Source organism: Leifsonia sp. ZF2019 (assembly GCF_019924635.1).
GTDB lineage: Bacteria > Actinomycetota > Actinomycetes > Actinomycetales > Microbacteriaceae > Leifsonia.
The window spans coordinates 82,902-101,776 of the sequence record NZ_CP065038.1; the positions used below are offsets into that span (position 1 = coordinate 82,902).

Annotated in this window: 20 protein-coding genes and 2 pseudogenes; 9 read left to right on the forward strand and 13 right to left on the reverse strand. The window is 65.1% G+C overall.

All coding sequences use genetic code 11. From position 1 onward, the window contains the following. Positions 1-47: 47 nt before the first annotated feature. The 3 genes from IT072_RS21110 to IT072_RS21120 are packed head-to-tail and all read left to right on the forward strand — an operon-like array spanning position 48 to position 4,511. Positions 48-254: a heavy-metal-associated domain-containing protein gene (locus IT072_RS21110; RefSeq protein WP_223361071.1), complete on the forward strand. Its 207-nt coding sequence runs from the start codon at positions 48-50 to the stop codon at positions 252-254. Further along, on the forward strand, positions 247-2,271 hold the full coding sequence (locus IT072_RS21115; protein WP_223361072.1) for a cytochrome c oxidase assembly protein: 2,025 nt from the start codon (positions 247-249) through the stop codon (positions 2,269-2,271). Before IT072_RS21110 ends, IT072_RS21115 begins: the two co-directional genes overlap by 8 nt. Beyond that, a complete protein-coding gene (locus tag IT072_RS21120) occupies positions 2,268-4,511 on the forward strand; it encodes a heavy metal translocating P-type ATPase (protein ID WP_223361073.1) in 2,244 nt (747 codons plus the stop codon). Before IT072_RS21115 ends, IT072_RS21120 begins: the two co-directional genes overlap by 4 nt. Positions 4,512-4,544: 33 nt before the next feature. On the opposite strand, the gene IT072_RS21125 is transcribed toward IT072_RS21120, so the two are convergent. From IT072_RS21125 to IT072_RS21145, 5 genes are all read right to left on the reverse strand, one after another. Next, entirely contained in the window at positions 4,545-5,369 is an 825-nt protein-coding gene (locus IT072_RS21125; RefSeq protein WP_223361074.1) for a M56 family metallopeptidase, read from the reverse strand. A 4-nt stretch (positions 5,370-5,373) separates the two neighbouring features. Then, entirely contained in the window at positions 5,374-5,736 is a 363-nt protein-coding gene (locus IT072_RS21130) for a BlaI/MecI/CopY family transcriptional regulator (RefSeq protein WP_223361075.1), read from the reverse strand. Positions 5,737-5,826: 90 nt separating this feature from the next. Further along, on the reverse strand, positions 5,827-6,219 hold the full coding sequence (locus IT072_RS21135; RefSeq protein ID WP_327058966.1) for a DUF5134 domain-containing protein: 393 nt from the start codon (positions 6,217-6,219) through the stop codon (positions 5,827-5,829). A gap of 176 nt (positions 6,220-6,395) precedes the next feature. Continuing rightward, the gene (locus IT072_RS21140; RefSeq protein ID WP_223361076.1) at positions 6,396-7,517 is read right to left on the reverse strand and encodes a fatty acid desaturase family protein; all 1,122 of its coding nucleotides are present in this window, start codon (positions 7,515-7,517) and stop codon (positions 6,396-6,398) included. Then, positions 7,514-7,753, reverse strand: coding sequence for a hypothetical protein (locus tag IT072_RS21145; protein ID WP_223361077.1), 240 nt, complete (start codon positions 7,751-7,753; stop codon positions 7,514-7,516). The genes IT072_RS21140 and IT072_RS21145 overlap by 4 nt, the downstream gene beginning before the upstream one ends. Before the next feature lie 220 nt (positions 7,754-7,973). Between IT072_RS21145 and IT072_RS21150 the strand changes: the two genes are divergently transcribed. Further along, positions 7,974-8,138, forward strand: a complete 165-nt coding sequence (locus IT072_RS21150; protein WP_223361078.1) for a hypothetical protein — start codon at positions 7,974-7,976, stop codon at positions 8,136-8,138. Positions 8,139-8,177: 39 nt separating this feature from the next. On the opposite strand, the gene IT072_RS21155 is transcribed toward IT072_RS21150, so the two are convergent. From IT072_RS21155 to IT072_RS21170, 5 genes and pseudogenes are all read right to left on the reverse strand, one after another. Continuing rightward, positions 8,178-8,384 carry a hypothetical protein gene (locus tag IT072_RS21155; protein ID WP_223361079.1) on the reverse strand — a complete coding sequence of 69 codons (207 nt, stop codon included), beginning with the start codon at positions 8,382-8,384 and terminating at the stop codon, positions 8,178-8,180. A gap of 46 nt (positions 8,385-8,430) precedes the next feature. Then, entirely contained in the window at positions 8,431-8,973 is a 543-nt protein-coding gene (locus tag IT072_RS21160) for a hypothetical protein (protein WP_223361080.1), read from the reverse strand. Positions 8,974-9,075: 102 nt separating this feature from the next. Then, positions 9,076-10,255 (reverse strand): annotated as a pseudogene (locus IT072_RS21165) (IS30 family transposase); the annotation flags it as partial. 33 nt (positions 10,256-10,288) lie between these two features. Beyond that, positions 10,289-10,507 (reverse strand): transposase, encoded by a 219-nt coding sequence (locus IT072_RS21345; protein WP_327058959.1) that lies wholly within the window; start codon positions 10,505-10,507, stop codon positions 10,289-10,291. Positions 10,508-10,612: 105 nt separating this feature from the next. Then, on the reverse strand, positions 10,613-11,176 hold the full coding sequence (locus IT072_RS21170; RefSeq protein WP_223361081.1) for a hypothetical protein: 564 nt from the start codon (positions 11,174-11,176) through the stop codon (positions 10,613-10,615). Positions 11,177-11,482: 306 nt separating this feature from the next. On the opposite strand from IT072_RS21170, the gene IT072_RS21175 reads away from it, so the two are divergent. Genes IT072_RS21175 through IT072_RS21185 form a run of 3 tightly spaced genes read left to right on the forward strand, consistent with a single transcriptional unit; the run spans position 11,483 to position 12,386 of the window. After that, positions 11,483-11,752 carry a type II toxin-antitoxin system Phd/YefM family antitoxin gene (locus IT072_RS21175; RefSeq protein ID WP_025159513.1) on the forward strand — a complete coding sequence of 90 codons (270 nt, stop codon included), beginning with the start codon at positions 11,483-11,485 and terminating at the stop codon, positions 11,750-11,752. Further along, on the forward strand, positions 11,749-12,027 hold the full coding sequence (locus tag IT072_RS21180) for a type II toxin-antitoxin system RelE family toxin (protein ID WP_223361082.1): 279 nt from the start codon (positions 11,749-11,751) through the stop codon (positions 12,025-12,027). Before IT072_RS21175 ends, IT072_RS21180 begins: the two co-directional genes overlap by 4 nt. 44 nt (positions 12,028-12,071) lie before the next feature. Continuing rightward, positions 12,072-12,386 (forward strand): hypothetical protein, encoded by a 315-nt coding sequence (locus IT072_RS21185; protein WP_223361083.1) that lies wholly within the window; start codon positions 12,072-12,074, stop codon positions 12,384-12,386. A 356-nt stretch (positions 12,387-12,742) separates the two neighbouring features. Here IT072_RS21185 and IT072_RS21190 read toward each other — a convergent pair whose 3' ends face one another. Continuing rightward, the gene (locus IT072_RS21190) at positions 12,743-13,249 is read right to left on the reverse strand and encodes a hypothetical protein (protein ID WP_223361084.1); all 507 of its coding nucleotides are present in this window, start codon (positions 13,247-13,249) and stop codon (positions 12,743-12,745) included. 135 nt (positions 13,250-13,384) lie between these two features. Further along, positions 13,385-13,573 (reverse strand): hypothetical protein, encoded by a 189-nt coding sequence (locus tag IT072_RS21195; protein ID WP_223361085.1) that lies wholly within the window; start codon positions 13,571-13,573, stop codon positions 13,385-13,387. Between the two features lie 311 nt (positions 13,574-13,884). On the opposite strand from IT072_RS21195, the gene IT072_RS21200 reads away from it, so the two are divergent. Both IT072_RS21200 and IT072_RS21205 read left to right on the forward strand, forming a co-directional pair. Next, positions 13,885-14,809, forward strand: a protein-coding gene (locus IT072_RS21200; protein ID WP_442786818.1) for an IS5 family transposase whose coding sequence is annotated in 2 segments (ribosomal slippage) — positions 13,885-14,231 and positions 14,230-14,809 — 927 coding nt in all. Because the reading frame shifts where the segments join, the coding sequence is not laid out codon by codon here. A 118-nt stretch (positions 14,810-14,927) separates the two neighbouring features. Further along, a pseudogene (locus IT072_RS21205) lies at positions 14,928-15,926 on the forward strand (IS481 family transposase). 133 nt (positions 15,927-16,059) lie between these two features. Here IT072_RS21205 and IT072_RS21210 read toward each other — a convergent pair. After that, a complete protein-coding gene (locus IT072_RS21210) occupies positions 16,060-16,944 on the reverse strand; it encodes a hypothetical protein (protein WP_223361086.1) in 885 nt (294 codons plus the stop codon). Between the last annotated feature and the right edge of the window lie 1,931 nt (positions 16,945-18,875).

Sequence of the window (18,875 nt, forward strand, 5' to 3'; positions counted from 1 at the left end):
CCATTCGACAAGATGTAGAATCGTCACGGACATCGGAAGGGAACGTGATGGAGACCAGCTACCAGGTCGTCGGAATGACCTGCGATCACTGCGAGCGACGCGTGCAGGGCGAGGTTTCGCTCATCCCGGGCGTGGAGTCTGCGCGCGCCGATGCCGCCGCGGCGACGCTCGTCGTGGTGAGCTCGGCCGCCATCGACGAGCGCAGCGTCCGCGAGGCCGTCGAGGAAGCGGGATACGAACTGGCGCATGGCTGACGCGCCGCTCCGTCAGGTCGTCCGGCATCCCCTCCTGCTCTGGGCGATCGCCGGTATTCCGCTGGTCATCGTCGTCGTCACGGTCGCTGTGCTCGGCAGTACGCCGTACGACTGGCTGAGCCGGGAGTACCCCGGACTTCCGACCTCCTACGCCAGCGCGCTGCTGCGCCTCGTCACGGATTCGGCGACGGCGGTCACTCTCGGCAGCCTGGTCGTCGTCGCCTTCGTCGTCGCGCGCAGATCCCGGGACCGGATCGACAACGGCCGCGACCTGGCGGTCACCCGGATCGGCGCGACAGTGTGGCTCGCGGGGAGCGTCCTGCTGATCCCGGTGGATGCTGCCGACGCGAGCGGACGCGGCCTCTCGACCCTGCTCGAGCCCGGCGCGTTCGGCTACCTGGTTACCGCCAGCTATCTTCCCGGGGCGTGGATCGTCTCCGCCGTCTGCGCGCTCGTGGTGCTGATCGCCGCCAATACGATCCACGGCTGGATCTCCGCCGTCGTGCTCGCCGCGGTGAGCGCGCTCGGGATACTGTCGCCCGTCATGGTCGGGCAGGTGCTCGTGGGTCCCAACCATGATTTCGCCGGCGATGTCGCGATCTTCGGCACTCCGGCCGCCGGGATCCTCCTCGGCGCGACGGTGACGATGCTCGCCCGTTGGTCGAGAGTCGGTCCTCCGGGTCCGCGCACCGCGGCGCGGTTCCGAACGCTCGTGCTCTGGTGCTGGGCCATCGCGCTCGGGGCCGATGGCGTCCTCTATTACGTGCAGAGCGCAGGAGAGCCGTTGACGAGTGCGACGGGGATCCTGTTCATCGTGCGCATGCTCGTCCCGACGGCGTTCGTGCTCGGCGCGTTCGTGGTGCCGCGCGCCCTCCGCACGGGGCTTCGTCGCGGGCAGCTGGTCGCGCTGCTGATCTCCTGCGCGACCGTGCTGGGCATCACGGGCGCGATGCTCCGCATCCCCCCGCCGGTCTACTTCGTGCCGACCTCGACGCAGCAGCTGTTCCTGGGCTACGACGTCGACACCCCGATGACGCCGGTCTCGCTCTTCCTCGACGGCCGTGTCAACATCCTGTTCCTGGTCATCTCGGTCGTCGGGACGGTGGTCTACCTCCGGGGAGTGCGCGCGCTCCGCAGGCGCGGAGACGCGTGGCCGGTCGGGCGCACGATCACCTGGGTCCTGGGCTGGGTGAGCGTGGTCATCACCACCTCCAGCGGAATCGGTCCCTACTCGTCCGCCTCCTTCGCGGTGCACATGGGCCTGCACATGAGCCTCAACATGCTGGGCCCCCTCCTCCTCGTGCTCGGCGGTCCGGTCACGCTCTTCCTCCGTGCGACGACGGCGCATCGCAAGGACGACCTCGCCGGCCCGCACGAATGGCTCACCACGGCCCTCCACTCGGGCGCGACGCGGTTGGCCTTCAACCCGCTCTACGCGCTCGTCATCTTCGTCGGTTCGTACTACGCGATCTACATGACGCCGTTCTTCGACTGGGCGATGCGCTACCACTGGGCGCACCAGGCGATGACCGTCCACTACCTGCTCATCGGGTACATCTTCTACGCCCTGGTGATCGGTGTCGACGCCCCGCCGCGGCCCCTCCCGCATCTCGGGAAGCTCGGCCTGGTGCTGGCGGCCATGCCGTTCCACGCGTTCTTCGGCGTCATCGTCATGACGAGCACGACTTTGCTCGCCGGCACGTATTACAAGTACCTCGACGTGTCGTGGATCGGCAGCCTCCACAACGATCAATACGTCGCCGGAGGCATCGCCTGGTCCGCGGGGGAGGTGCCGCTCGTGATCGTGGTGCTCGCGCTCGTCACCCAGTGGGCGCGGGCCGACGCGCGCGTCGCCGCCCGCACCGACCGGCACCTGGACGCCGGGCTCGACGACAGCTACGAGGCGTACAACCAGATGCTCGCGAAGCTGGCCGAGCGCAAGCCGCCTGCCGCAGCGACGACCTCCACGACCTCCGCCGCTTCCCCCGTCCCCGCACCCGCTGAGGAGCCGCGATGACCACGACCACTCCGCTCGCCGTCGAGGACCGCCTCGAGCTGGACATCGGTGGCATGACCTGCACCGCGTGCGCGAACGCGGTCGAGCGCAAGCTCAACAAGATCGACGGGGTCACCGCCTCCGTCAACTTCGCCACCGAGCGCGCCGTCGTGAGCGGGCTGGGCGAGCGCGATGCCGCCGCAGCGATCGCGGCGGTCGAACGCGCCGGCTACACGGCCGCCGTCCACGTCCCCGGCGACGACGCCTGGAGCACCCGCGCCGCCGAAATGCGCACGTCGTCGCTGCGCCGACGGCTCGCGGTGTCGGCCCTGTTGGCCATCCCCCTGTGCGACCTCACCATCCTGCTCGCACTCGTTCCGGCCTGGCGCTTCCCCGGCTGGCAGGCCCTGTGCGTGCTGCTCGCGTTGCCGATCGTGACCTGGGCGGCCTGGCCGTTCCACCGGGCGACCCTGCGAGGCCTGCGCCACGGCACACTGAGCATGGACACGCTCGTCTCGCTCGGTGTCGTCGTGTCGTTCGGCTGGGCGCTGTGGACGCTCCTCGTCGCGCCCTCCGATCAGCCCGGCTATTGGCTCGGCTTCGGCCGCACTCCGGCGGGGGCGGACTCGATCTATCTGGATGTGGCCGCGGGAATGGTGACCTTCCAGCTCGGCGGGCGCTACTTCGAGAGTCGGTCGCGCCGTCGTGCGGCCGACGTGCTGGAGGCGATCGGCGACCTCGCGGCGCGTGAAGCCACGGTCCTCTACCCAGAGGGGCGTGAGCGTACGGTGCCGATCGGTCAGCTGCGAACCGGAGACACTGTCGTCGTGCGGCCGGGAGAGCGGATCGCAGCCGACGGCACCGTCATCGACGGCGCGTCGACCGTCGACACCTCCGCCATGACGGGGGAGTCGGTCCCGGCGGAGGTCGGCGCAGGCGACGCGGTCATCGGCGGCACCCTCAACCTCTCCGGTCGGCTCTTCGTGCGCGCGGACGCCGTCGGCGCTCGCTCGCGGCTGGCGCAGATGGCCGCCCTGGCCGAGGACGCGCAGCGACGCAAGGCCTCGGTCCAGCGCTACGTCGACCGGGTCACGGCGGTGTTCGTCCCGACCGTGATCGGCCTCGCCGTCCTGGTCTTCGCCGGTTGGCTGGTCGGGGGCGCGACCTTCAACACCGCGATCACGAACGGGGTCGCGGTCCTCATCATCGCCTGCCCGTGCGCACTCGGGCTCGCCACTCCGACCGCGCTGATGGTCGGCGTCGGCCGGGGAAGCCAGCTCGGCATCCTCATCAAGGGTCCCGACGCCCTCGAGGCGTCCGGCGCGATCGACACCGTCGTGCTCGACAAGACCGGCACTGTCACGGAGGGACGGATGCGCGTGGTCGCCGTCGAGGTGTTCGAACGTGACGAACTCGACGCGGTACGGATCGCCGCAGCGTTGGAGGCCGCCTCCGAGCACCCCATCGCCCGCGCCGTCGTGGACCACGCCTGCACCCTCGTGGCCGATCTGCCCGACGTCAGCGGCTTCACAGCGCGAGCCGGTCTCGGCGCGGAGGGCGTCGTGGGGGGAGAGGCCGCCCTCATCGGCAGCCCCCGGCTCGTCGAGGAGTCCGGTATCGCATTGCCTCCGGCGCTCACCGCTGCGGTCGACCGTCACGCGGCTGCCGCCCACACCCCCGTCGTCCTGGCCGTCGGCGGCAGCGCCGTCGCCGTGCTGGCGGTCGAGGACACCGTGCGCGCGTCGGCGGCGCCGGCCGTCGCCGAACTGCGGAGGCTCGGGCTGAGGACCGTCCTGCTCTCGGGCGACACGCCGGCCGTCGCGGAGCCCGTGGGGGCCGCGATCGGCGTCGATGAGGTGATCGCCGGAGTACTGCCCGAGCGGAAGGCGTCGATCGTCGACGAGCTGCAGCAGGCGGGGCGCCGGGTCGCGATGGTCGGCGACGGGGTGAACGACTCCGCCGCGCTCGCCACCGCCCGGCTCGGGCTCGCCGTGGTCCAGGGCACCGACATCGCACTCAAGTCGGCCGACGTCATCATCGTGCGCGACGACCTGATGGCCGTGCCGGACGCCGTCCGGCTGTCGCGGGCGACGCTGCGCACCATCCGGATGAACCTGATCTGGGCATTCGGCTACAACGTCGCCGCGATCCCACTGGCGGCGGCCGGTCTGCTCAACCCGCTGATCGCGGCGGCGGCGATGGCGCTGTCCTCCACCCTGGTCGTGGCGAACAGCCTGCGGCTGCGGTCGTTCGGAGGCTGATCGACGGCGTGTCCGTGCGACCGGTACGCCGGATCAGCGGATGACGACGCTGACCGCGGACAGCTTGCGCTTATCGGCGTGACCGAAGACGGGCACGGCGGCGAGGCGCTCGGCCCGCAGCAGCATCCCTGTGTCGCCTGTCGCGGTTCCGAGGCGGCTGAGTGCGTTGCACAGCACGGCGCGTCCGCACACGCGAGCCGCGTCGTCGTCGGCGACGAGCTCGGTGAGGAGGCTGACCGTGCGCGCGAACTCGCGCGCGGATGGCAGCAGCGGGAAGCAGGCCGCGTTGAGCCGCGCGAGCTGGAGCACCCGTGCGTGGCGACGGCGGAGGTGCGATCGCTCGTGCTCGACGATCGCGCGCACCTCCTCGCGCGGAAGAGCGTCTTCGACTGCGGACGAGATCAGGATGCGGCCGTCCGCGGTGCAGCAGGCCAACAGTCTGTCCTCGCGCACATACGTCACGTGCTGCCGGCCGACGCACTCCACCCGGTAGCGGGCGCGCGCGGCCAGCAGGATCGCCGCGCTGTCGGTGCTGCGCTGCGCCTCCGACAGCGGCTCGGAGCGGGTGACCGCCAGTGCGACGAGCGCTCCCACCCCGCCGAGGCCCACCCAGACGAAGAGGGACGCGATGGTGGGGGCGTAGGCGCCGAGCCAGGAGGTGTGGAGGTTCGCCATGACGATCACCGCTGCGGTCGCCACGCTGCCGAGCAACGACAGAGCTCCGGCGGCGAAGGCCGCGAGCCAGAGGGCGATCGCCACGCGGGGGTGCCGTACGCGCCAGGATCCTCGTGCGAGAACGAGGGGGGCGGCCGCCGTCACGAGGACGGCGGAGCCGAGCAGCGCGAAGACGACGACCACGGGGCTACTTGCCGAGCGCCTTGCGGAGGATCGAGAGGTCGTCGTCGTCGAGGGAGCCGGTGAACTGCATCAGCACGGCTTCTCGATCCGGTGCGTCCGCGAGGGCGGAGGTCATCGAGGTGACTGCGCGTTCGGACGGTGTCTGCGCCGCTTCGAACAGCCAGAGCCGGGACGTCGGACCGGGAAGACGGTTGACGACGCCCTTCTGGGTCAGCCGTTGCAGTGCGGTGATCACCGTGGTCAGGGCGAGTGTCATTCCCTGCGCGTCGAGCTCCGCGAGCACGTCCCTGCTCGCCATCGGCGTCGGTGAGGCCGACAGGATGGCGAGGACGCTCGCTTCGAGCGTCCCCCTGTCGCGCCTGGCCATGTCCGCTCCTCGTCCGGGGTTGTTCGTCGGCGCCAGTTTAACATCCGACACGTGCTGAGTGCTCATGAGGGCCTTTCGTCCGGGGGAGGATCACCAGGGAATGAACGCCAGGCTCATGCCGGCGCTCATGCTGAGGAGCAGGAAGGAGTTCACGCGGTCGGCCGCCGCCCCCGTCGACCCGGCCCGCACGGGTGCGAAGAGCCGCACCAGGAATACGAGGGCACCAGCGGCGAAGAGCACCGCGACCACGACGCCGAACACGCCCCAGCCGGGACCGGACGCCATCGTCATCGGGTGGCTCACTGTTGCGTCCATGTCCATCGTGCCGTCGAGGTGCGTCCCCGCCTGGAGCATCTGGACGGCCATGACGACCATCGCCGCCATCATGAACGCGTGATAGCTGAGGAGGGCGCGGCCCCCGTGAAGCGCGTGGGTGTCGGTCGCGGACGGTGCGACGATCGCCAGGATGGCGTAGTGGTGAATTCTAGAGGTCGTTGCAACACGACGAGTTTCTAGCCTAGTTGTGTGAGAGCGGTGCTGGTTGACGGAACGGTACCGTTCTCACACGGTGTGCGTGGTTTGTGTGAGGCGCCGAGAAGGCGCCGATTCTGGCTGTGCGGGACGCAGCGCTTGGTGGCGGCGCGCGTCGTCAGAATTGGTTACGGCTCGTTAGCTGTGTTCTGTGTGTCTCTTGTATCGGCCGGGGTGGCGCGTTGTTGAAGGAGTGGGCATTCGAACGGGTCTCGTTTGCCGAGGCCGACGCGGTTGATATAGCGGAGGACGATTCCGTAGCTGTGCCACAAGCCGGTCTCGGTGTAGGACACTCCGTGTTCGACGCAGTAGGTGCGGATGAGCGGTGCGGCCTGGCGCAGGTGCGGCCGGGGCATTGAGGGGAAGAGGTGGTGCTCGATCTGGTAGTTGAGGCCGCCCATCGCGACGTCGAGGAGGCGGTTGCCGTGGATGTTGCGGCTCATCAGCACTTGGCGGCGCAGGAAGTCGAGCTTCAGTCCTTTCGGTACCAGGGGCATCCCTTTGTGGTTCGGTGCGAAGGAAGAACCCATGTAGACGCCGAAGAGTCCGAGTTGAACGGCGAGGAACACGGCGGCTTTGTCTGGTGAGAGGACGAAGAATACGAGTCCGAGGTAGCCGAGGAGGCGTACCGTCAGGAAGGCGATCTCCGTTGGTCTGCGCGGGACCGGCTCGCGTGCGAAGACCCGCCGAATACTCGATGCGTGCAGAGACACGCCCTCCAGCAGCAGGATCGGGAAGAAGAACACCCCCTGATGGCCGATTATCCAGCGCAGCACGAGTGGCCGCTCTTGTGCTGCTTTCTCGGGGGTGAATGCCACCACGGGCAGTTCGAGGTCGGGATCGGCGCCGAGTTGGTTCGGAGCGGCGTGGTGTCTGGTGTGCTTGTGCTGCCACCAGCCGTAGCTCATTCCGACGAAGAGGTCGCCGATGATCAGGCTGATCCAGTCATTCCATCGGCCAGAGCGGAAGATCTGCCGGTGCGCAGCATCGTGGCCGAGGAATGCTGTCTGGGTGAACAGTACGGCGAACCCGACGGCAGTGAAGAGCTGCCACCAACTGTCGCCGATCCACAGAAACAGCAGGATACCTGCCGTGAACAGAACGGGCACGGCTGCGAGGTTTGTCCAGTAGTAGCCGTAGCGGCGGCGCATCAGCCCACGTTCACGAACGATGCGCGCGAGCCCGGTGAAATCGCTGTTCGAAACTCCGCGCGCGGCGACAGGCTGAACCGCCGCGCTCTCGCCAGTCACGATTCCTCATCGGCGCGGGCCTGCGTCGCGGCCGTGTAGCCGCTGTTGTGCCAATGCCGGGATTTCTCCACGCGCCACTCCTGGTCGTGTCGCGCGGTCGTCACATCGTCGGTGAGAGTCGGGTCGAACCCGACCGCCCCGCCCTCTGTGTCCCAGCGTTCGTCTGCCTCGTCGCCCTCGGGGGTCTGAGGGCGGATCTCCGCGCTCGAACCGCCAGCATCGTTAATCGCGCTCATCGGACCTTCCCTTCCTCCAACCACTGCATGAAGTGGTGCGTCGGTTCTCACCGCCCGTATCGTCACGGGTGTCTCGGGGGTCGTCTCGGGCCTTCGAGCACGGCGCTATTGCCGCTTCTTTCCAGGTTACGCTCCGGCAGCGCCCGCGTCCGGGGTGGCCGGCAACTCCCAGTTTCGCCGCCTCTCGTCATCGGTGACACCGGGGGGTATGGTGTGGACCATGTTGGCCGTCATCGTGATCCTGCTTGTCGTGTGGGCGATCCTCGCCGTGGTCGGATTCGCAATCAAAGGCCTGCTCTGGTTGGCGATCATCGGGCTGATCCTGTTCGTCGGAACAATCGTTTTCGGCTTCGTTCGCCGTGCGGCTGGCAGAAACAAGGCGTAGCCGTCCCTCCGCTTGGCGGAGCCACCCGGAACGGTTTCATCAGTCGCTAGGGTGCTCCCGGAGGCCTTCCTTCGCGCGGTTCCGGTGGCTGACCGAGTCCCGCTCCGCCTCTGCTTCTTTGACTTTCATATCCGCTTTGATCTCGGCGGTTTTGTCCTTCACGCGGTCAACCCCGTCCTCGACAGCGCGTGTAGCCTTCCGCGCAGCCGAACGAGCTGTCTCTTTCGCATCATCCGTGAATCCCATGACCCTTTTCCTCTTTCCTCATCTGTGCCGTCCCCACCGCCGTCACTCAGGGTGCGGCGGGGTCCGTGTTTTGAACGTCATACCAAACCGGCTCCTGTGGACTACTTTCTCCGTCCTGTGTGCGCTCGGCGAGGGCGTCGCCGGTGGGTCGGGCGAACGCCACCGCCGCGGCCGCCAGCGCCACCAGTGCGGCACGGTCGGTCTCACGCTGCGTGCGGTCCAGCACCTCCGCGGCGAACGCATCGTGCTCTGCCTGCGACTTCACGCTGATGATGTGCAGTTGCTCTGCAATCACCCCGGCCAAACCGCCAGAGAGTTCCTCAAGATTCGTGTTCGAGATTTCCAGACGGCGATCCGACACCCTCAACTCGACCGTTGAGTATCCCGCAGCCGTTAACGCGGAACGCGTGTCGCTGTCATGGATACTGTCGATCTCTCCGCGGCTCGGACGCCGGGTGAACACCGCCGAGACGGTGTAACGCTCCGGAGCATTCGGAGTCAGCAACGTGGACGGCAGGGCATCCGAAAGGACCGCACCTAACCCGAGTTCTGTGTTCGCCACCGGGGGCGAACCAGTTTGTGTATTCATGATCGGACGTTACGCGCCGAACATGTGCACGCACACATCTTCACATCTCGAAAGTGGACACGCCAAGAGTCCGACTGGAATCACACACGAACTCTGACGGACTCAGCGGCCAACGGCGAGGAGCGTGTTGAGGCGTTCGGCCGGGGTGTCCCAGTCGAGGGTTTTACGGGGGCGGGTGTTGAGTTCGTGGGCGACATTGGAGAGGTCGGTGGCGGTGAAGCGTGACAGGTCGGTGCCTTTGGGGAAGTACTGGCGCAGGAGCCCGTTGGTGTTCTCGTTACTGCCGCGCTGCCAGGGACTTGCAGGATCGCAGAAATAGATCGGCATGTTGGTGGCCATCGTGAAGGACTTGTGCGCCGCCATCTCCGAACCCTGGTCCCAGGTGATCGACCGGCGTAGCTCACGCGGGAGAGTCTTCACGGCGGTGATCAGGCCGTCTCGGACGGATTCCGCCGTCCGATCGACGGGAAGGTGGATCAGCATCAGGAACCGTGTAGAGCGCTCCACGAGGGTCCCGATCGCGCTGTTGCGCTGCGCGCCGATAATGAGGTCCCCTTCCCAGTGCCCGGGAACAGCGCGATCCTCAACTTCGGCGGGGCGGTCGGAGATCATCACCATCGGGTCCGCGAAACGGGGTCTGCGGGTATTGAGGGTGCGGTGCGGTTTCCTTCGCGCGCGGCCGGTTCGCAGCACACTGGCGGGTCCCCGTCGGAGTTGTCCGCGACCTTGGAGATAGAGGTCCTGGTAGATCGTCTCGTGGGTCACTCGCATCTCCATGTCGCTAGGGAACTCACGGATCAGCGTTCGGCTGATCTGTTCCGGCGACCACCGTAACGTCAGCTTCTGTTGAACGTAAGAATGCAGCCGCGGATTCGCAGCCAGTTTCCGCTGCTTGGGTCGCGGCCGACGGGCGGCCGCACTCCGGTGGGCGGCGTAGGGGTGGTATCCGCCCTCTCTCGGGAGCTGGTTCCGGCGAACCTCACGGCTGATCGTTGACGGGGAGCGCCCCAACCGTGATGCAATCTGCCGCAACGAAAGGCCCGCTTTCGTCAGATCTCGAATCAGCTCCCGCTCAGGTAAGGAGAGAAACCGTGGATGGATCGAAGCTTCGAGCGAACGCATCGACGCCCGCTGAACAGGATCAACAACGACAGGCACCCTGTTTTTGTAATCGACCACGCGACCATCCGGGTAAATGCGTCGCCCATTCGACTTCCGAATCCCGTTATCCCAGAGGTACCCGGTGTTGCGGCCGACTCCGACTTGCTTCACCGCTTCCCGGCGTGGAACACCATCACGTCGAAGCTGAAGATACTCATCCTTCCGCGGATGAGCGCTCATCCCACCACCGGTGTAGCCGTGGCTGGTCAAGGCCAGCCTTGCGAACCCATTGCGCGCACGTCGCCGGATTGAGACCGAGTTCGCGCGCAGCGACCGCTGTGCTCTTGCACTCCTCAAACAACACGAAGAACGCTTCACGCTCCACCGGTGTGTACGTCCTCTTCTTCCCCGAACTATGCCTCAAACGCGACACGGTCGTTGCAACTCCCAGAAACTCCAGGTGTTGCAACGACCGCTAGAACCCAAGAATGGCCCGGCCCCCCTCTTTTTGCTGTCTGGGAGGCCGTCTAGGTATAAACTAGCCGCGTGTCGTGATGTGGGCGCTGATCGCGTGCTTGTAGGCGGTGGCGTCGTCCCGGAGTGTGGTGTCGACCAGGAGGAGGTCGGGCGCAGCCTGCCAGATCCTGGGTTGGGTGGCCGGGATCAGTACGACCTTCAGGCTGAACGGGTTCACGGGTCGGCCGAGTGTTGCCGCACGGTCAGTGACGATGTCCAGGTAGGGCGCCGCCGGCGGTGTCGTGTGGGTGTCACGATAGGTGTCTCGCCACCGGCTGATGCTGTCGTGGATCGTCGCTTGTATTGGCTCGATAGCTGCAGCAAGACCGGCGTAGGAGAGTGTCGCGACGTTGACAGGCCACTCATCCATGGCCTGGGGGAGGCTTCTCCACCAGCTCTTCCATTCACGGTCGAGACTCTCGACATCACCGACGTGGACTGCTTCGGAGTGCAGTTGATCCGGAATTGTCGGGAGATCCGCTGAAGGGTGCATACCCAGGACGGTTCGCGCCCAGAGCGCGAAGTGGATGACGGTCGGTCCATCTGTTTCCGTGATCTGCCACCGCGGGCCATTCTTGGTGTACATGACCACGAGTGTAAAGCGGAAACGGTCAGAGCCCGGGTAAGGAGTTTGGCTGGATGACGAACTCACCCTCACCGCGGTAGGCCTATGGGCGAAGCACTTTGGGGCCTGGGTGGGCGCCTCCGGTAGCAGCTGCGGCGGGCGCTCAACTCCACCTAATCTGAGCCCCTGCTGGGGGTGACCGAGAAGTACGTGACTGGTGGCAGATTCGCATCCGACGGGAATAAGCCATCTTCAAACTGACATAATAAATATTATCGGCTATAGCTTGGGCTATAAAAGTGGCCGGAAATCTGGCATGATCGTAACATGCAGACGATGTCGGTGAGTGAAGCGAAGGACAAGCTGTCGAACCTGGTTGAGGGTGTCGAAGCGACGCATGACGCCGTGGTGATCACGCGCCATGGGAAGCCGGCCGCCGTGCTGATCTCTCCCGAGGATCTGGATGCCCTGCAGGAGACGCTGGCCTGGCTGTCTGATCCGTCGCACGCGGCCGAGATGGCTGAAGCTGAGGAGGATGCTGCCGAGGGGCGGATGCTGTCCTTGGATGAGGTTCGAGCGCAACTGGCGAATCGGTGAAGGACCCGAGCTACCGCATCGAGCTGTCTCGGCCAGCGGCGCGCGCCCTGGCTCGGTTGACGCCGAAGATGGCGGACGCCGTGTTGCGGTTCCTGGATGGACCACTGTCGGACAACCCGATGCGAGTGACGAAGCCGTTGGGTGCCGAGCTGCAGGGGATGCGGTCTGGCTACGTGGGCATCGCTTACCGGGTGCTGGTTCGCGTCGACGAAGAACAGCGATTGGTTGAGGTGATGCGGATCGCGCATCGCTCAGATGCCTACCGCGGCTTCTAGCCGGCCCGTGAACAATGTCAGCGGATCCGAGGAGGATTGAGGATATGAGCAAGAAGGCCTTCAGGCTGCTGGAGTCGATGGACCTCTGGGATGGGCCATTGGGTGGTGGAGAACTGGTCAACTTCCGCGAGGCGGTGGCCCAAGGGCATGCAAAGCTTCCGGGGTTCGATGATCGTGAAGTCGCACTCGACTACATCGACTCCTACACCGCCGCGCGGGTAGCCTTCGCGCGCGACGAGGAACGCGCACGCTCAAAGCGTGTCATCATCCGTGTCACCGCTTTCTCAGCAGGGCTTACTTTCCTCGCCGGGGGAACGCTCTACCTTTACGGAGACATCACGCGGATGCTCGGCTCCTAACGGAGACTGTTGCTAGCCTGACGACATGACGAGACTCCCTCAGCCGCGTGGAATGACTCGGTCGGAGCGCGTCTTTGTCGTGGTCGCACTGACGTCAATCCTGCTCGGATGTATCGCGGGCGGGCTCGCCTATGTTCTGGATCCAAACGTCATGGTCCCTACAACCATCGCCCTGTTCGCGACCGCGGGCATCACCAGTTGGATCGGGACGACCCGAAGCGAACGATCGGCGACGCGCTGACGACAGGTTCGGCCCGACGACGGTGACGCTCTGTATGCCGTTGCCGTCATGAGATCGATTCACCTGGCCGCCGCCTCCCGCGCGACGATGACAACCACCTCGTGAGGCGCAACGTCTAGGGGTTCTGGCGTTTGCGCTGCTCTTTTACCTGGTGGGCGTGGAGACGGGCGTCGGAGAGGCGCACCTGGTCCCGGAAGTCGGGGAGGGAGACGAGGCGTGCGCCGGACAGGTACTCGAGCTGCACCATCCGCTGCCCGGTCGCACCGGGACGGATCGTCTCGGCCAGAGAGGCGCTGTGGGAGAGGCGCCAGCGGCTTGCGTCGCTGATCTGCCAGCTGGTGTTCCGGGTGCGGCCGAGCATGTTGAACAGGTACACGTAGTCCTGTTCCTCGCCGGTCGACTTCCATTCCCACCATCCTTCGGGGGACTGGACGGCTTCGGCGTCGTGCACGATGCGCAGGAGCCACGCGTGTGTGCCGTTGATCGTCGGGCGGAAGCTGGCTTTGGTGAACCGCAGTGCAAGCTCGCCCAGGCGCGCGCTGTCGAAGAAGTCCCACGTCTCAACGAGATTCAGCATGTCGCCCATGTGCACGCCGTCCCCGCGCGCGATTACCGTGATCACGCCCTCATCCTTCCAGCAACCCGCGGGCGCTCGCGTAACGGGCCACCTTCTGGAAGTGGCTCTGCCGTGGCAAGCTGCCCGACGAGGCGGCCGACGACGCCGACGCCATGCAGGGTCGTCGACCGCCCGGTTCCGTCAGCCGGGGAAGCCCATCAGCGCTGCGGTTGCGATGCCGAGGGCTGAAGCCACGGTGGTGATGAGCAGGTTCCACAGGCGGCCGAGCCACCTGTTCCGACTGTCCTCCTCGGCCGGGCGACCGGGGTCCTGCCCGGGTGGGAGGGTGGCGTTGTGGATGGTGATGTTGACGAGCACGGAGACGGTCATGTGAGCCGCCCTTCTGGGGCGTTGCCCCGGGTTTGGGGATGGACTGCGAACCCATGTGGGTTCGGGTGTGGCTATGCCTGCAGGCGCGGCCGAAGCTGGGGGCGGACGCGGCGGGGCCCCTTGACGAGTCGGCGGTCCTCGGATGGTCATGCATCGGCAGATGCGGCGACGCGCGCGACGTCGGGGAGGGAGGGGCGCTTGGATGAGGGATGGCGTTGACACGTTGAGCTCTATGCGGCCTATGCCTCACCGGTTGGGTGCTAGGGCGTGTCTTCTAACCGTTGTTGTGGTCGTGGTGCAGGCTGGGCGTTGTGTTGCGGTCTCGGGTGTTGTCGGATTCTCAGTGGGAGCGGATCGCGTCGTTGATGCCGGCCCCGTCGCCGAAGGGCGGTCGCCCGTTCGGTGATCATCGTTTGGTGGTCGAGGCCATCATTTGGCGGTATCGGACCGGGATTCCGTGGCGGGATCTGCCGGCGGAGTTCGGTCCCTGGCAGACGGTCTGGAAGCGTCACAACCGATTCAGTCACGACGGCACCTGGGACCGGGTGCATGCTGCGCTGTTGACTGAGGCCGACGCGGCCGGGGTGCTGGATTGGACGGTGAGCGTGGATTCCACGATCAACCGAGCCCACCAGCATGCGACCACCTTCGCCCGTGTCGAGGAGCCCGCGGGCCGCCGCCCCACCAACACCCCAGGGGGCACGATCGAATCACAAGAATCTTCGTCAGGAACCCGCTGACCACGCGATCGGCCGCTCGCGTGGCGGCCTGTCGACGAAGATCCACCAACTCGTCGATGGCAACGGACTCCCGCTTGTCGTGCTCCTCACGCCGGGCCAGTCCGGTGATTCGCCGATGTTTGACGCCTTGATGGGACAGCTCCGAGTAGATCGAATGGGTCGAGCTCGCACCCGGCCCGACGCCGTCCGCGGCGACAAAGCGTATTCATCACGCGCAATCCGCTCCCACCTCCGCCGACGCGGTATCGCGGCAGTCATCCCCGAACCCGACGATCAGAAGCGACACCGCCTCAACCGCGGCAGCGCGGGCGGCAGACCACCCCGATTCGACGCGATCAACTACCGAGGACGGAACGTCATCGAACGCGGCTTCTGCGACACCAAGCAATGGCGAGGCCTCGCCACCCGCTACGACAACCTCGCCGTCACCTACCGGGGAGCAGTCGTCCTCCGCGCAATCACACTCTGGCTCAAACGGTTAGAAGACACGCCCTAGGTGTACTGTCCGGGGAGGTTGGTTGAGCTGTGACGACTCGCTGTAGTCGTTGAGGTGTTGGGAGGACCTGCCGGGGTGGAGTGGAACTGTCTAGATTCCGCTTCCCCAGGAGGTCTTCATGTCCCACGCTAATGCTGCTCTGACTCCGCGTCACCGTCTTCGGATCGCACGCCTGATCGTTGATGAAGGCTGGCCGGTCGCTCACGCGGCAGCGTTCTTCCATGTCGCCTGGCCGACCGCGAAACGGTGGGCAGACCGATACCGGGCCTTCGGGGGCAACGGGATGATGGACCGATCCTCGAGACCACACCACAGCCCGAACCGAACATCGCAGGTGATGGTACGCAAGCTTGCGCATTTGCGGTGGAAGAAGCGGTTGGGTCCGGTCGCGATCGGCGCCCGACTCGGCATGGCGCCCTCAACGGTTCACGCTGTCCTGGTCCGCTGCCGGCTCAACCGGCTGCGCCACGTCGACGTTCGCACCGGCGAGGTTGTCCGCCGCTACGAACACGAGACACCCGGTGCGATGATCCACGTCGATGTGAAAAAGCTGGGCAACATCCCCGATGGTGGCGGATGGCGATTTGTGGGCCGTGTCCAGGGCGAACGGCACCGGGAAGCAACCGCAACCCGAACTGGGAACCGCAACACCCGCTGGGAACCGCGCCTGGGCACCGCGTTCGTCCACACCGTGATCGATGACCACTCCAGGGTCGCCTACGCCGAGATCCACGACGACGAAAAGGCGGTCACCGCGATCGGTGTTCTCCGGCGCTCCGTGGCCTGGTTCGCAGACCGCGGCGTCGTAGTTCACCGCGTTCTGTCCGACAACGGGTCTGCCTACAAATCCCACGCCTGGCGGGACGCCTGCGCCGAACTCGGCATCACCGCGAAGAAGACCCGCCCCTACCGGCCACAGACCAACGGAAAGATCGAGCGCTTCCACCGCACCCTCGCCGACGGATAGGCATTCAGCCGCCACTACACGTCGGAGTCAGCCCACCGCAAAGCACTGCCAGCATGGCTGCACGAATACAATCATCATCGGCCCCACACCGCCATCCGCAACCAACCACCCATCACCCGGTTAACCAACCTCCCCGGACAGTACACCTAGACCATCAACCGTGCATCCGAGAGCATTTGGAATCGCGACACGATCACAGACTCTCAGCACACCGCCGGCCCATTGGCAGACACACCCTAGCCTCAGAGCGTCTCTGATCCGAATAAATCCATCCTTCCCGGAATTAGTTTTGGACGATGAGTTCTACTGGGTCTGTGTAAGCGGTGTTGCCGTAGGTGTCGACGATTTCGAGGATGTAGAACCCGGCGTCGGAGAACGAGACGCCGTGGGTTTTCCCGTTGTTGTCGACGTACCCGAAGGTGAGGGTGTGGTAGCCCTCTTCAAGGTCATCTGTTTGGAGTGTGGTGTCCGGGTTCGCGATCTGGGTGAAGAAGTTCGTGTCGGGGTCCATTTTCAACCACCTGTAGGTGGATGGGGTGAGGTACTTCTGGCCCGTCGTGTCTCCCTGCCCCGACCCTGTTGGGTCTGGGTGGGTTTGGGGGGTGCGGGTTTCTTTGGGCGGTTCGGGGTAGCTTTGCCCGGTGATGGACGCATCCCCCACGGTACCCAGGTTCGCGACCAGTGCGTCGCCTGGTTGTGGTGCTTGATCCAGCAGGTCGGGCAGGTCGTAGGTAGATACGGTGACATGGATGGGCCCAGCATGGATTTCACCGAATCCGGTGGTCACTCGCACCTGGTACCACCCCTCGTGAAGATCCCTATCGATCGGTGTTTGTGCTGTCCCGAACGTGAGAGTGTCCGTGGTTTCTCCCGTAATACCGGGAACATCAGTGATGGGTGCGAACGATACCCCGGTTGTGGAGTGTTCCCATTGGTACCGGGTGGTGACCTCATCAACCCATACCAGGTCGGGAGATATTTCGCTGCCTACTTCTCCCTGGACGATGTACTGGTCTGTTGGGCCCCCAAGCTGGGCAGGGGGACCATAAATGGCCCGGTAGTTACCCGGGAGAGCCTCCGGGGGGTACCCCGTATCCGAACCAATTAGTTGATTGTTCTCATCGTAGGCAAGGACAGCGACCTGGAACCTGCGTCCGAAATCGTTCACCCCTAACTCCTCCGTCAACGAGGAACTATCAGCTCCAGGCGCGTTATGGCTACTAGTAGTAGCCGATCCCCAGGCCGGCAAAGTCCCGTCTGCGTTGTAGTACCTCATGAACACCTGGTGCCCCGCAATCACAGGGGAGTACGGGTTTGTTCGAACAGCAGGATCCCAAGTCACTGTGAATAGCGGCACCAACGGGCTGGTCGGTGTGATCCGCACATTATTGGGATAATCGTAGTTCTCTGTGAAAAGTTCCATCGGGCCGCTCGCGTCCCCGGGTAACGGCAACCCGTTTGGTTGCGTCTGAGAGTAGCCGGGAATCAGTGCGACACTTTGCAGAGTCTGATTTGTGGCCACGTTCAACGAGGCCACGTTCACCTGTGTGTTTGTTGTGTGGGAGCTTGGGGTCATGGTTATCGGAGTCTGGTTGATAACCGTTCTGCTGCTTTCTTGCACAAACGACAGGTCAGAGGCTACCGGGGCGGTGTAAATAGTTGCCGGCGGCGGGGTTGGGACGGTGTGAGACGCGGACGTTGTCACCGCATCCCGCACCACATCCGCACCCTGCCCCCCCGAGGATCCCAACACTGGTTGCACAGACGCGGACGCCATCGGATCCATTCGGGCAAACGGAGCCCAAATATTCCTGCGAGACGTCATAGCAGTTCGGTCACCGAGACGTGGTTCCCTAGCGGGTAGCACCTCCACTACGATCCCTGCCGGCACCAACTCCGTCGGGTTGTCCGGGTTGGGGAGCATCACCACTGACCCCAAATCAGTTTGATTGGTCAAATAGCTCTCCACTGCGTTCGGATCCCCCGCATTGGCCGGGTTCACCCGGTTCTCATCCAGCACATACAAAAAGGGATCATCGTCCGAACGTCGATACGCCGGATTTATCACCCGGCCCCACCCCTCCCGCTGAGTGTTTACCCCAGCCCGGGCGTTACCTGTGCCGCGTCCCCAGTAGACGGTTCCTGCTCCTGCCGCCGGTACCGGCGCCGACGGGTCAGGAAACGGAGTATTAGTCACCGGGTTGTCACTGCCGCCGCGGCTCCTTCGCCAAGTTGTGAGTCTCAACTCGGCCACCCCGCCTCCCAACGATCGCCAACTGACCACCGTCGACACCTGATGCCCCAGTCCTGTCCCATTGCCTACTGTCCTGACTGATAAGCGTGTCAAGTCGGGTTCCGGATGGGGATTCTCACCGGTCGCCTCGGGGGTAACTGCGTCTAACACCCTCTGAGGAACCCGCACCATCCCCTCGGCTGTTGTTCCCCAATACAACCCAAGTACCGTCACAGACGATCGGGCCCTTCCTTCAGGGGCGGCGACCATGACGCGCAAAATCCAGGGGACGGGTTCCCGATCGCCACTGTTGGTTATGGCATGGGAACCCCGACCCGGGACGGGACCGTCGACAGAATTGCGGCCGGTGGATGTGGTGTGTGCTCGGTTTCCCATACAACCCTGTCTACCAGCCCCACCTGCCTGCCCACCAGCCCCACCCGGTTGCGGTCACAAAACCATCATGCCCACGTCCACCGAGTTCATGACGCATCCCCCCGCGCCGGCTAAGAAGAGCCCACTTTCCTAGCCCGTCTTCTAAGGCTCAGACCGGCTCGACCGCCCTCGCCGAGCTTTCCTGTGAGCAGGGGAGATGTTGTGGTCTTCAGGGATCCAGGCGGCTGGCTCTCTGGATCTGCACATTCTAAGCAGCCGCTAACCCCGGCAGAAGCAATTTTGTCTCTTGTGGGGATTCCTTCGGCTGAAGAAGGTGGCCATCTGATCAAACGAATCATTGGTATGCCAGGTGACAAAGTCATGTGCTGCAACACCCTCGGACAGATAACGGTCAACGAGCCGCTGATCACGGGTTCGGCCGCTCCCGCGGCGGACTGTCCACGAAGCTGCATCACCTGGTCGACGGGCGC